Annotated in this window: 12 protein-coding genes and 1 riboswitch; of the genes, 11 read left to right on the top strand and 1 reads right to left on the bottom strand. The window is 71.4% G+C overall.

The window, feature by feature from the left end:
* The 9 genes from DER29_RS17885 (at position 1) to DER29_RS17845 (ending at position 7695) form a co-directional block, all read left to right on the top strand.
* Complete coding sequence (locus DER29_RS17885; RefSeq protein ID WP_121399306.1) at positions 1-978, top strand: DUF881 domain-containing protein; 978 nt, start codon at positions 1-3, stop codon at positions 976-978.
* A gap of 54 nt (positions 979-1032) precedes the next feature.
* Positions 1033-1413 carry a glycine cleavage system protein GcvH gene (gene gcvH / locus DER29_RS17880; RefSeq protein WP_121398362.1) on the top strand — a complete coding sequence of 127 codons (381 nt, stop codon included), beginning with the start codon at positions 1033-1035 and terminating at the stop codon, positions 1411-1413.
* Between the two features lie 215 nt (positions 1414-1628).
* Positions 1629-2081: an FHA domain-containing protein gene (locus DER29_RS17875; protein ID WP_089000305.1), complete on the top strand. Its 453-nt coding sequence runs from the start codon at positions 1629-1631 to the stop codon at positions 2079-2081.
* Between the two features lie 50 nt (positions 2082-2131).
* Complete coding sequence (locus DER29_RS17870) at positions 2132-2833, top strand: MerR family transcriptional regulator (RefSeq protein ID WP_199729468.1); 702 nt, start codon at positions 2132-2134, stop codon at positions 2831-2833.
* 176 nt (positions 2834-3009) lie between these two features.
* On the top strand, positions 3010-3474 hold the full coding sequence (locus DER29_RS17865; RefSeq protein WP_101409915.1) for a bifunctional nuclease family protein: 465 nt from the start codon (positions 3010-3012) through the stop codon (positions 3472-3474).
* A 187-nt stretch (positions 3475-3661) separates the two neighbouring features.
* Entirely contained in the window at positions 3662-4246 is a 585-nt protein-coding gene (locus tag DER29_RS17860; protein ID WP_121398360.1) for a MerR family transcriptional regulator, read from the top strand.
* A gap of 312 nt (positions 4247-4558) precedes the next feature.
* Positions 4559-5800, top strand: a complete 1242-nt coding sequence (locus tag DER29_RS17855) for a nitric oxide synthase oxygenase (RefSeq protein WP_121399305.1) — start codon at positions 4559-4561, stop codon at positions 5798-5800.
* A gap of 3 nt (positions 5801-5803) precedes the next feature.
* Positions 5804-7075 carry a globin domain-containing protein gene (locus tag DER29_RS17850; protein ID WP_121398359.1) on the top strand — a complete coding sequence of 424 codons (1272 nt, stop codon included), beginning with the start codon at positions 5804-5806 and terminating at the stop codon, positions 7073-7075.
* Positions 7072-7695 carry a hypothetical protein gene (locus tag DER29_RS17845; RefSeq protein WP_121398358.1) on the top strand — a complete coding sequence of 208 codons (624 nt, stop codon included), beginning with the start codon at positions 7072-7074 and terminating at the stop codon, positions 7693-7695. The genes DER29_RS17850 and DER29_RS17845 overlap by 4 nt, the downstream gene beginning before the upstream one ends.
* Positions 7696-7705: 10 nt before the next feature.
* On the opposite strand, the gene DER29_RS17840 is transcribed toward DER29_RS17845, so the two are convergent.
* Positions 7706-8365, bottom strand: a complete 660-nt coding sequence (locus DER29_RS17840; protein ID WP_121398357.1) for an SDR family oxidoreductase — start codon at positions 8363-8365, stop codon at positions 7706-7708.
* A 93-nt stretch (positions 8366-8458) separates the two neighbouring features.
* Here DER29_RS17840 and DER29_RS17835 point away from each other — a divergent pair, with 93 nt between their 5' ends.
* Together DER29_RS17835 and gcvP are read left to right on the top strand one after the other, a co-directional pair.
* A complete protein-coding gene (locus DER29_RS17835) occupies positions 8459-9322 on the top strand; it encodes an NAD-dependent protein deacetylase (protein ID WP_121398356.1) in 864 nt (287 codons plus the stop codon).
* Between the two features lie 109 nt (positions 9323-9431).
* A riboswitch (glycine riboswitch) is annotated at positions 9432-9530 on the top strand.
* Between the two features lie 73 nt (positions 9531-9603).
* Positions 9604-12450: an aminomethyl-transferring glycine dehydrogenase gene (gene gcvP / locus DER29_RS17830; protein ID WP_121398355.1), complete on the top strand. Its 2847-nt coding sequence runs from the start codon at positions 9604-9606 to the stop codon at positions 12448-12450.
* Positions 12451-12541: the final 91 nt, after the last annotated feature.

Genomic DNA, 12541 nt, shown 5'->3' with positions numbered 1-12541 from the left:
ATGAGCAGCGACGAGCACACCGAGACGGGCACGGGTTGGCCGCAGCCGGCGGGTCCGGGGCGGCCGTCGGGTCCGGCGGGGGAGCCCGATCCGCGGCCGGACGCGCCGGATCCGGACGAGTTGAGCCCGTTGGCGCCGGAGCGGTCGGCGCCGGCGGTGGAGCCTCCCGTGCAGGAGCCTGCGGTGGTGGAGCCCGACGACGGCGCGACGGTGGATCTGAGCCGGGCCGCCGAGGCGGGTGGGGTCGTGCCGGCGGTGTCCGGGGATGGCGGGGCGCCGCGGCGGCGGGTGAGTTCGGCCGGGGTGATGATCGCGGCGCTGCTGGCGTTGCTGGGGTTCACCCTGGTGGTGCAGTTCAAGTCGACGTCGACGGATCCGACGGTGGCGGCGACGCGGCAGGAGGACCTGGTGCGGATCCTGTACGACCTGAATTCGCGGGAGGTCCGGCTGCGGCAGGACATCGCGACGCTGGAGGAGAGTCAGCGGCAGTTGCGTTCGGGTCAGCAGGGGCGGCAGGCGGCGTTGGAGGAGGCGACGCGGCGGGCCGACGAGTTGGGGATCCTGGCGGGGACGTTGCCGGCGACGGGGCCGGGGTTGTCGGTGCGGTTCGAGGCGGGTGAGAAGCCGATCTCGGCGTCGCGGGTGTTGGACGCGGTGCAGGAGTTGCGGGGTGCGGGCGCGGAGGCGATGCAGATCTCGGGTGGTGACCGGGCGACGGTGCGGATCATCGCGTCGACGTTCTTCCTGGACGGGGAGGGCGGGTCGTTGGTGGTGGACGGGCGTCGGTTGACGGGTCCGTTCACGATCACGGTGATCGGTGATCCGGCGACGATGCGTACGGCCTTGAACATTCCCGGCGGGGTGGTGGCGTCGGTGACGGGTGACGGCGGTAAGTTGATCGTTGAGGATCGTGAGGCTGCCGAGGTTTCGGCGCTGCACGCGCCGATCAAGCTGGAACACGCCCGTCCGGTCTCCTGACCGGCGCGGCTCGCACCGGGTTTCCGGTGCGCCGATGGATGAAGGACGCGTCTGGTGATTCCTGAGGATCTGCGGTATACCGCCGAGCACGAGTGGGTGGCGGGTGACGGCGGCGGCACTGTCCGGGTCGGCATCACGCACTTCGCGCAGGACGCCCTGGGTGACATCGTGTTCGTCCAGCTGCCCGATGCGGGTGCGGTGGTGGCGGCCGGTGAGTCGTTGGGTGAGATCGAGTCGACGAAGAGCGTGTCGGAGATCTACGCCCCGTTGAGCGGTACGGTGGCGGCGCGCAACGAGGCGCTCGGCGACACCCCTGAGGTGGTCAACACCGATCCGTACGGTGCGGGTTGGTTGCTGGAGATCACCCCGGACGATCCGGCGGCGGTCGACGGTCTGCTGTCCGCGGACGCGTATCGTGAGCTCACCGAGAGCTGAGTGCGTCCCCCTCCGGGCGTGGCGGGTGTTCCGCGCGTCCGGTTGCCCTGCATTTCGGCGCTGGCTAGGCTCGCCCAGTCGACCGAGAACCAAATAGTTCAGCGTTGCGGAATTGCCTTTCCGGGCACGGGGAGCCAGCCGCCGGGTGTTGGAGTGCCCGGCGGCCAGACCCGCCATTACCCGACGCCGACCGAACAGATCCGTGAGGTGGTCCCATGACGCGCCCAGACGACGAGTTCCCCCCACTCGACGTCACTTCGACGCTCAATCTCGGTTCGCTCGACGAAGTGCTGGAGGGGCCGGACACCGATGTGGTGCCGAGCCGGATGTCCGGTTCGTTGCCGCCGGGTATGGCGCTGCTGGTGGTTCGCCGGGGTCCGAATGCGGGTGCCCGGTTCCTGTTGGATCACGACGTGACGACCAGCGGTCGTCACCCGGACAGTGACATCTTCCTCGACGACGTGACGGTGTCGCGACGGCACGCCGAGTTCCACCGTGACGGTGGGACGTTCACGGTGCGGGACGTGGGAAGCCTGAACGGCACGTACGTGAATCGGGAGCGGGTCGAGGCGGCCACGTTGAGCAATGGTGACGAGGTGCAGATCGGCAAGTTCCGGGTGGTGTTCATCGCCGGTCCGCGTCCCGAGGAGGGGGCCGGCCGGGGGTGAACGAGCCTGCGGCCTCCACGCCGCCCGAGGCGGCCCGCGCCCGTCCGCTGATGAGCATCGGCGAGGTGCTGGGTCAGCTGCGGGTCGATTTCCCGGACGTGACCATTTCGAAGTTGCGGTTTCTCGAGGCCGAGGGCCTGGTGGAGCCGCAGCGGACGGCGGCGGGTTACCGGAAGTACAGCTGGGACGATGTGGCGCGGTTGCGGTTCGTGCTGACCGCGCAGCGGGACCAGTATCTGCCTTTGCGGGTGATCCGTGACCAGTTGGCGCAGTGGGACGCGTCCGGGGAGTCGCCGGGTCGGCAGCGGCCGACGTTGGTGGCGGTGGGTCCGGACGGTGAGGTTCCGGGGCGGGTGCCGGAGGAGCCGGTCGGGTCGCCGCAGGTGCGGCTCGGCCGGTTGGATCTGGTGGCGCGTAGCGGGATCGACGAGTCGACGCTGGGCGAGTTGGAGCGCCTCGGTGTGGTGGTGTCGGATCCGCCGGGTTGGTATGACGACGATGCGTTGATCATCGCGCGGGCGGTGGCGGGTTTGGCGGCGTACGGGTTGGAGCCGCGGCATCTGCGGGCGTTCCGGACGGCGGCGGATCGGGAGGTTGGTCTGTTCGCGCAGTTGGTGGCGCCGTTGGCGCGGCAGAGTGATCCGGCGGCGCGGGCGCGGGCGGCGGAGACGGCGCGGGAGTTGGTGGCGCTGTCGCAGCAGTTGCATGCGGCGTTGGTGCGGGTGGGGTTGCGGTCGACGTTGGGTCGGTGATCCGGCGGGGGCCGTGCGGAAAGATCTTCCCCGGGAAGCGTGCCGTAGGCTTGCCGGGGTAACCCCTTTCTGGCGCGGGCGTGTGCGGGTAGCGCGTGGGACGGCCGTGTCGCGGTCCGTGTACCGTGCAGGGAAGGGCGCGGTGCGGCGTAGGTGACAACGACACGGAGGCGGCGGTGCGCGAGCTGAGCGTGGTCGGAGTTCGGGTGGAGCTGCCCAGCAACCAGCCGATCGTCCTGCTCAGGGAGGTCGAGGGGGACCGCTATCTGCCGATCTGGATCGGTGCGGTCGAGGCGACGGCGATCGCCTACGAGCAGCAGGGGGTCAAGCCGGCCCGGCCGCTGACCCATGATCTTCTGCGGGACGTGTTGGCGGCGTTGAAGGCGCCGTTGCGGGCGGTGGAGATCACCGAGTTGAAGGAGAACGTCTTCTACGCGGATCTGTTGCTCGGGGACGGGGTGCGGGTGTCGGCCCGGCCGAGTGATTCCATCGCGTTGGCGTTGCGGGTCGGTGCGCCGATTCGTTGTGCCGAGGAGGTCCTCAGCGAGGCGGGGATCGTGATCCCGGACGAGCAGGAGGACGAGGTGGAGAAGTTCCGCGAGTTCCTGGACCAGGTGCGTCCGGAGGACTTCGCCGGCTGAGTCCGGTCTTCTGCGGGGTGTCACGTTCAGTGATGTTCCGGTGCTGTGGGTGATCTTCGTTGTCGTGTCGCGGCGTGTCGCGGCGGCTCCTGCGGGGCAATTCCTCAAGGCGGCTATAGGGTTGCCGTGTCGAGGGGTGCACGTCCCGGAAACGACGTGTCACCGCACTGGCGGGGAGGTTGTCCGGATGCACGAGCCGCGAGATTCCGATCCGGGTACGGAGCTGGACGAGCCGGGTGTGGCGCCGCCGGGGTGGGCGACCGAGGGTGACGGTGCCGTGGGGTACCGGGGCGTGACGGCCTGCCACGCGGTGGGGATCAGCTACCGGCAGTTGGACTACTGGGCCCGTACGGGTTTGGTGGTGCCGAGTGTGCGCGACGCTTCGGGTTCGGGCACGCAGCGGTTGTATTCGTTCCGGGACCTGGTGGTCCTGAAGGTGGTGAAGCGGCTGCTGGACGCCGGGGTGTCGTTGCAGAACATCCGGAAGGCGATCGAGGCGCTGCGCTCCCGTGGGGTGGAGGACCTGGCGGGCATCACGTTGATCTCCGATGGCACGACCGTGTACGAGTGCCGGTCGCCGGAGGAGGTGGTCGACCTGTTGCAGGGTGGCCAGGGCGTGTTCGGTATCGCGATCGGTGGGGCGTTCAAGGAGATCCAGGGTTCCCTGTCGCACCTGCCGTCGGAGCCGGCAACGTCGGTGGAGCCGCAGGTGGCGGCGGAGCCGGTGGGTGACGAGTTGGCGGCGCGTCGGGCGCGTCGTCGGGCGGGTTGATCTCCGGCGGCTGGCCGGGTGCCCTTCGGTGGTGTTCCGGGAGGGCCAGGAGCCGCCGCCGTGATGTCCAATGTGGTCCGCCTGTGGGCAAATGCCGACTGTGGACACCTTGGGCAGGAGTCGCCTTGTTGACAGTCATTGCGTCGCCGTGAATCCTGTGTGCGGCGTTCGCGGCCTTCGGGCGCATATCACCGTTCGTGATGTGCCGTGTCGGTTCGGCGAACCTGTACGGGACGACGCAGAAGGCGGCGGTGACGCCGGCCCGACGATCGGATTTGAACGAGAGTGCAGACTGACTATCACGTCAACGCAATGATCTTGGATGCCAGTGAGCGTGCCGCGGACGGCAACGCGTCGGGCTGTCCGGTGGCTCATGCCTCCCGGACACAGGATCCCCTGGTGGAGGACGTCGCGGCGGAGGCCGTCGAGTTCTTGCAGCTCTATCACGCGGAGCGACGGCTGCCGGGCCTGATCGGACGGATCGCGGAGGTCCGGGAGGAGATCGCGCTGACCGGCACGTACCGGCACACCACGGAGGAGTTGGCGTACGGGGCGAAGGTCGCCTGGCGGCAGTCGGTGCGTTGCGTGGGGCGGGTCCGGTGGGCAGGGCTGAAGGTCCGTGACCGGCGCGGGGTGACGACGGTGGCGGGCATCTCGCAGGAGTTGGCGCAGCACCTGGCGGTGGCGGACAACGGGGGGCGGATCCAGTCGGTGATGACCGTGTTCGCGCCCGACCGGCCGGGGGTGGGGCCGCGGGCGCGGATCTGGAACGACCAGTTGATCCGGTACTGCGGGCATCGGACGGACGACGGGTCGGTGCGGGGTGATCCGGCGCAGGTGGCGATGACCGATGCGGCGCGGCGTCTGGGGTGGCGTCCGCCGGTGGTACCGGGCCGGTTCGACCTGTTGCCATGGGTGATCGAGACGGCGTACGAGGACCCGACGGTGGTGGAGGTGTCCCGGGACCTCGTTCGGGAGGTCGCCCTGGTGCATCCGGAGTATCCGTGGTTCGAGGATTTGCGGCTGCGTTGGCATGCCCTGCCGGTGATCAGCAACATGCGCTTGCGGATCGGTGGGGTGGACTACAGCTGTGCTCCCTTCAACGGTCACTATCTGAGTGACGAGATCGGTACGCGCAACATGGGGGACCGGAGCCGCTACGACCAGTTGCTGCCGGTGGCCCGGGGGCTGGGGTTGGACACCTCCCGTGAGGACAACTTGTGGCGCGAGCACGCCGTGCTGGTGATCAATCAGGCGGTGTTGCACTCGTTCCGGTTGGCCGGTGTGCGGGTGTCGGATCCGCACACCGAGTCGGAGCAGTTCATGAGGTTCTGCGAGTTCGAGGAGCGGGCGGGTCGGCCGGTGCATGGTGACTGGTCGTGGCTCAACGGCAGTGTGGGGTGGGCGGCGTTGCATGCCGTGCACCACCGCTACTACGACGAGAGGATCCCGAACCCGAACCTGTGGCAGGCGGACCGTGCGTACGGGCCGTCGGGCGTGTTGCAGTCGACCCTGCGGCAGCGTCATGACGTCGCTCGCCGGCAGGAGGGCTGAGGCATGGATGTCGCGGCGTTACGCCAGAGTTGGGCCCAGTTCTGCGTGGCCGGTCCGGAGGCGGCGAAGCACTTCTACGCGACGTTGTTCGTGATCGCGCCCGAGGTCCGCACGATGTTCCCGACCAACATGGAGTATCAGCAGGACAAGTTGCTGGCGGCGTTGGGGCACGTCATCACCCACATCGACGACGAGCGGGTGGTGACGTCGTTCGCGCAGCGGTTGGGGGCTGACCACCGCCGGTTCCGGGGGGAGGACCGGCAGGGTCGGCCGGTGCCGATGGCGGAGTGGCACTACAGCCAGGTCGGGCAGGCGTTGCTGTTGACGTTGGAGCGGTTCCTCGGGCCACGGTGGACGCCGGCGCTGCGCGCGGAGTGGGCCGCGGCGTACGAGTTGGTGGCGCGGTTGATGCTGACCGGGGCGGCGGAGGCGGTGCGGTCGTCGCCGCCGTACTGGGAGGCGGAGGTGCTGAGGGTGCAGCGGCGGCGGTCCGACGTGTGTGTGTTCACGGTCCGCCCGAACTATCTGTGCGAGTACCTGCCGGGGCAGTCGTTGCCGGTGCAGGTGCCGCAGTTGCGGACGTGGCGCTATCTGTCACCGGCGAACGCGCCACGCCCGGACGGGACGATCGAGTTCCACGTCCGCGCCACGGGTCGGTTCTCCACCCATCTGGTGCGCAAGGTGCGCGAGGGCGACCAGTTGCTGTTGGGGTTGCCGGTGGGTGAGGCGTTGGCGTCGTACGACCGGTCACCGCATCTGCCGCTGCTGCTGGTGGCCGGGGGCACCGGGCTGGCGCCGTTGCGGGCGGTGGTGGAGGCGTTGCAGCGGGGACCGGGACGTCCGACGACTCTGGTGGTGGGCGGCAAGACGCCCGACGACCTGTATGACGACCGGGCGTTGCGGGAGTTGGCGGCGATGCCGCCGGCGGGGTCGTGGCGTTCCGGTGAGGTCGGTGGGTGGCTCCGATACGTGCCGACGGTCGAGAGCGGCTGGCAGTGGCAGGGTGCGATCGGTACGGCCGGTCACACGGCGGCGCGGTTGGGTCCGTGGCGGGACACCGAGGTGCTGGTGTGCGGCAGCCCGGAGATGACCCGGGAGACGATCAGCGCCCTGGCCACGGCGGGGGTGACGCCAGAGCGGATCCTGACCGAAAGTTACGATCACTCCCTCTACCCACCTCTGGCGAGCGCGGCTGCCGCCGCGCCGTCCGATGTGATCTGGACCGGTGCGGCTCCCGCCACACCGCGCGACTTGAGTTGGACAGGTGCGCGATGAGCATCGACCACGGTGACCGGGTGGTCGCCGATCCGCACGGTGAGCTGACCCGGTCCGTGGCCGCGCTGGAGGCGCGTCGGTTCCGGGGCAGCCGGTGGCTGCCGGCCGACGAGGTCGCCGACCTGGCCCGGTCAGCGGACGAGCGGGTGGCGTTGCTGGGTGGTGAGGTGGACCGGCTGCGGCGGGAGAACGAGGCTCTGGCGCGGCAGGTGGAGATGTTGCGCCACGGCGCGTTGCCCAGCACCGCCCCGCAGGGCCCGGACCCGATGGTGATCGAGTTGGCGGTGCGGGCGCAGGACGAGGCGAACCGGACGATCAGTGAGGCCAGCGCGGAGGGCGCGGAGATCATCGCCGACGCGCGGCGGCAAGCCGAGGAGATCATCGCGGAGGCGCACGTGTTGGCCGGGGATGCTGCCGGCCTGGCGGGGAACGAGGGGTTGCCGCGGCAGGTGCGGGAGTTGGAGGGCCGACAGGTGGCGTTGGTCGCGGCGGTGGCGGCGGCGCAGCAGCACCTGAGCCGGTGGCAGGCGTACCTGTCGGAGCAGTCGGAGCAGTTGCGTACCGATGCGGCGGCTGCCGGGGCCCTCAGCGCGCAGCTGCGTGCGGTGGTCGGCGAGTAGCGGCGTCGGGTCAGTGCCGGTCGACGGCGGCGACGGCGTCGGCGATGGGGGTGTCGCCGGCGACGACTTCCAGGATCGCGCCGGCGCTGTGCGGGTGGTAGAGCAGGGCGACCAGCACCCGGGCGACGTCGGTGCGGGTCACGGCGCCCGAGGGGGCGTGTCGGGCGAGGGTGATCCGCCCGGTGGGCGCGTCGTCGGTGAGCCGGCCGGGTCGCAGGATCGTCCAGTCGAGGTCGCGGCCGGTGAGGTCGTCCTCGGCGGCCTTCTTGGCCCGCAGGTACGCCGCGAACACCTCGTCGGTGCCGGCGGGTGGTTCGCCTTCCACGCCCACCGAGGAGACCAGCAGGTAGCGGCGCACGTCGGCGCGTTGCGCGGCGTCGGCGAGCAGGACGGCGCCCGCCCGGTCGACGGTGTCCTTGCGGTCGGCGCCGCTGCCGGGGCCGGCGCCGGCGGCGAAGAGGACGGCGTCGGCGCCCCGCAGGTGTGCGGCGAGGTCGTCGACGCCGATGTGTTCGAGGTCGGCCACGACGGGCTGGGCGCCGGCGGCACGCAGCGCGGCGGCGTGGTCGGGGTTGCGGATCAGGCCGACGGCGGTGTCGCCGCGTCCGGCGAGTTCGCGGTGGGTCAGTTGGGCGATCTTGCCGTGTCCTCCGGCTATGACGACGCGCATACCGCCAACCTAGCCGCCGTTCCGCCACGGCGTGGCCGGTCGACGGGGCCCGGGCGTTCGCCGGAGGGTGGTTGCCTGAGGCAGCATGGACGGGTGACGGAGACGATCGACGCGCTGGCCGGCCTGGTGGCCGGCGGTGGTGTCGTGGTGTTGAGCGGGGCGGGGCTGTCCACCGAGTCGGGCATCCCGGACTACCGGGGGCCCAGTGGCGCGGCGCGGCGGCACACCCCGATGACGTACCAGGCGTTCACGCGCGACGCGCAGGCGCGGCGGCGCTACTGGGCGCGCAGCCACCTGGGGTGGCGCACGATCGCGCGGGCGGCCCCGAACGAGGGGCACCGGGCGGTGGCGCGGCTGCAACGCGGCGGGCTCATCGAGGGGATCATCACGCAGAACGTGGACGGGCTGCACACCGCTGCGGGCAGCCCGCAGGTGGTGGAGCTGCACGGCCGCCTCGACGAGGTGGTGTGCCTGGACTGCGGCAACCAGACCTCGCGGGAGGAGTTGGACCGGCGGCTGCGGGAGGCGAACCCGGACTTCGACGCGCGGGTCGCGGCGGTCAACCCGGACGGTGACGTGGATCTCGCCGACGACGAGGCAGCCGGCTTCCGTACGGTGGACTGCACGTTCTGCCGTGGCGGCATGCTGAAGCCGGACGTGGTGTTCTTCGGGGAGACGGTGCCGGCGGCCCGGGTGGCCCGCTGTTTCGCGCTGGTGGCGCGGGCGCGGCTGCTGCTGGTGCTGGGCTCGTCGTTGACGGTGATGTCGGGTCGCCGGTTCGTGGTGCGCGCGGCGAAGCTGGGCGTTCCGGTGGTGATCGTCAACCAGGGGCCGACGCGGGGCGACGGGTATGCGGCGTTGACCGTCGACGCGCCGCTGGGCCGGCTGCTGCCGGCGCTGGCCGACCGGACGGCCGGCGCTGCGGTGCCGGTGGGGCTGACGGGCGTCGGCCGGTAGCGGTCCCGGCGGGGTCGCGGGGCTGGTGGGTGATCCACCGTCGCCCGCGCCCGGCGGGGGTACGACCTCCGGTGGGTGATGCGGCGCTGGTAGCGTTGACCATGCCGGCAGCACCCACGTGGGAGAGACCGCCCAGCAGCACCCCGGGCGGCGCCGAAGGGGCAAATCCTCCCCGGAACCTCTCAGGCAAAAGGACCTCGTGGGCAGGCACTGTGGAGCGCCTCGCGGGCGCGACAGAGGGGGAGGCCGACCTGTCGACCTCGCCCCCGGGAGCGCCACCCATGACCGTAGAGCAGTTCGCCGCCCGCCACATCGGCCCCGATCCGGACGACGAGCGCCGGATGTTGGAGGCCGTCGGCTACGGCTCGATCGACGAGCTGATGGACGCGGCGATTCCCGAGGTGATCCGTTGGCACGGCACCCTGGACCTGCCGGAGCCGGCCAGCGAGCACGACGCCCTCGCCGAGCTGCGGGCCCTGGCGGCCCGCAACACGGTCGTGGCGTCGATGATCGGTCTGGGCTACCACGGCACGCACACCCCGGCGGTGATCCGCCGCAACGTGCTGGAGGACCCGGCCTGGTACACCGCGTACACGCCGTACCAGCCGGAGATCAGCCAGGGGCGGCTGGAGGCGCTGCTGAACTTCCAGACCATGGTCACCGACCTGACCGGGCTGGCCACGGCGAACGCGTCGATGCTCGACGAGGGCACCGCCGCGGCCGAGGCGATGACGCTCGCGCGCCGCGCGTCGAAGAGCAGGAGCCCGGTGTACGTGGTCGACGCCGACACCCTGCCGCAGACCATCGCGGTCATCACCAGCCGGGCCGAGCCTCTCGGCATCGACGTGCGGATCGTCGACACCGGGCGCGACGAGTTGCCGGCGGAGTTCTTCGGGCTGCACCTGCAGTACCCGGGGGCGTCCGGGGCGGTGCGTGACCAGGCGGGTCTGGTCGAGGCCGCGCACGCCGTCGGGGCGTTGGTCACCGTGGCGGCGGACCTGCTGGCCCTGACGCTGCTGCGTGCGCCGGGGGAGATCGGCGCCGACATCGCCGCCGGCACCACCCAACGTTTCGGCGTACCGATGGGCTTCGGTGGGCCGCACGCCGGCTACCTGGCGGTACGGGCGGGGCTGGAGCGGATGCTTCCCGGCCGGCTGGTGGGGGTGTCGCGCGACGCGGACGGCAACCCGGCGTACCGGTTGGCGTTGCAGACCCGGGAGCAGCACATCCGGCGGGAGAAGGCGACCAGCAACATCTGCACCGCGCAGGTGCTGCTGGCGGTGATGGCCGGCATGTACGCCGTCTACCACGGCCCGGACGGGCTGCGGGAGATCGCCCGCCGTACCCACGACATGGCGGCCCGGCTGGCGGCGGCGCTGCGGGGCGTGGACGCCGTCGAGGTGGTGCACGAGACGTTCTTCGACACCGTCCTGGTGCGGGTGCCCGGCGGCGCCGAGGCGGTCGTCGCCGACGCCGCCGCCCGGGGCGTGAACCTGCGGCTGGTCGACGCCGACCACGTGGGGGTGTCCTGCGACGAGACGACCACCCTCGCGCACCTGCGGAAGGTGTGCGACGCGTTCGGGGCCACCGTCGTCGGTCGGCCGGTGGCCCTCGCGGACGCGCCGGCCGAGGGCGCGTTGCCGGCGGGGCTGGCCCGCACGTCGGACTTCCTCACCCACGCGGTGTTCCGCAGTCACCACTCGGAGACGGCGATGCTGCGCTACCTGCGGCGGCTGTCGGATTTCGACTACGCCCTGGACCGGGGCATGATCCCGCTCGGGTCGTGCACGATGAAGCTCAACGCCACCACCGAGATGGAGCCGGTGAGCTGGCCGGAGTTCGCCCACATCCACCCGTTGGCGCCGGACGCGCAGACCGCCGGCTACCGGGAGATGATCTCCCAGCTGGAGGGGTGGCTGGCGGAGGTCACCGGCTACGACGCGGTCAGCGTGCAGCCCAACGCCGGTTCGCAGGGTGAGCTGGCGGGTCTGCTGGCGATCCGGGCGTACCACCGGCAGCGGGGCGAGGCGCACCGGGACGTGTGCCTGATCCCGTCGTCGGCGCACGGCACCAACGCCGCCAGCGCGGTGATGGCCGGCATGCGGGTCGTCGTGGTGGGCTGCGACGACGGGGGCAACATCGATCTGGTGGACCTCGACGCGAAGATCGACAAGCATCGGGACGCCCTTGCGGCGATCATGGTGACGTATCCGTCGACGCACGGGGTGTACGAGACGGGCATCGCGTCGCTGTGCGCGAAGGTCCACGACGCCGGCGGTCAGGTGTACGTCGACGGGGCGAACCTCAACGCGCTGGTCGGGTTCGCCAAGCCGGGGAAGTTCGGGGCGGACGTGTCGCACCTGAACCTGCACAAGACGTTCTGCATCCCGCACGGCGGCGGCGGTCCCGGGGTGGGTCCGGTGGCGGTGCGGGCGCACCTGGCGCCGTTCCTGCCGGGTGACCCGCTGGGCGTGCACGTCGACGGCCGCCCGGCGATCTCGGCGGCCCGTCACGGGTCGGCGGGGATCCTGCCGATCCCGTGGGCGTACCTGCGGATGATGGGCGCGGCGGGGCTGGTGCGGGCCACCGGCGTGGCGGTGCTGGCGGCGAACTACGTGGCGGCGCGGCTGCGCGGGCACTTCCCGGTGCTGTACGCGGGCAACAAGGGCCTGGTGGCGCACGAGTGCATCCTGGATCTGCGGCCGCTGACGAAGGCGACCGGGGTGAGCGTGGACGACGTGGCGAAGCGGCTGATCGACTACGGGTTCCACGCGCCCACGATGTCGTTCCCGGTGGCGGGGACGCTGATGGTGGAGCCCACCGAGAGTGAGGACCTGGCCGAGCTGGACCGGTTCTGCGACGCGATGATCGCCATCCGGGCGGAGATCGACAGGGTGGCCTCGGGGGAGTGGCCGGCCGGCGACAACCCTCTCGCCAACGCCCCGCACACCGCGGCGATGGTGTCCGCGGACGAGTGGCCGCACCCGTACCCGCGGTCGGTGGGCGCGTACCCGGCCGGGGTGCAGCGGGCCGGGAAGTACTGGCCGCCGGTGCGGCGCATCGACGGCGCGTACGGCGACCGGAACCTGGTGTGTTCCTGCCCGGCGCCGGAGGCGTTCGAGAGCTGACGACGCGTGACGCCGGGGCGGTCGTGGTGCCGCCCCGGCGGGTACGCCGACCTGGGCGGGGGGTGTCCCGACCGGGGGACTAGCCTTGATC

This window comes from Micromonospora sp. M71_S20 (assembly GCF_003664255.1).
Taxonomy (GTDB): Bacteria; Actinomycetota; Actinomycetes; order Mycobacteriales; family Micromonosporaceae; genus Micromonospora.
Note: the sequence above shows the minus strand (reverse complement) of the source record. Positions and strands in the feature narration are given on the sequence as shown.

Excerpts from the sequence above, each read along its gene's own strand:
- DER29_RS17845 (WP_121398358.1), top strand. The coding sequence starts at position 7,072 with ATGAGCATCGACCACGGTGACCGGGTGGTCGCCGATCCGCACGGTGAG.
- DER29_RS17860 (WP_121398360.1), top strand. The coding sequence starts at position 3,662 with ATGCACGAGCCGCGAGATTCCGATCCGGGTACGGAGCTGGACGAGCCG.
- DER29_RS17855 (WP_121399305.1), top strand. The coding sequence starts at position 4,559 with ATGATCTTGGATGCCAGTGAGCGTGCCGCGGACGGCAACGCGTCGGGC.
- DER29_RS17885 (WP_121399306.1), top strand. The coding sequence starts at position 1 with ATGAGCAGCGACGAGCACACCGAGACGGGCACGGGTTGGCCGCAGCCG.
- DER29_RS17850 (WP_121398359.1), top strand. The coding sequence starts at position 5,804 with ATGGATGTCGCGGCGTTACGCCAGAGTTGGGCCCAGTTCTGCGTGGCC.
- DER29_RS17875 (WP_089000305.1), top strand. The coding sequence starts at position 1,629 with ATGACGCGCCCAGACGACGAGTTCCCCCCACTCGACGTCACTTCGACG.
- DER29_RS17870 (WP_199729468.1), top strand. The coding sequence starts at position 2,132 with ATGAGCATCGGCGAGGTGCTGGGTCAGCTGCGGGTCGATTTCCCGGAC.
- gcvP (WP_121398355.1), top strand. The coding sequence starts at position 9,604 with ATGACCGTAGAGCAGTTCGCCGCCCGCCACATCGGCCCCGATCCGGAC.
- DER29_RS17840 (WP_121398357.1), bottom strand. The coding sequence starts at position 8,365 with ATGCGCGTCGTCATAGCCGGAGGACACGGCAAGATCGCCCAACTGACC.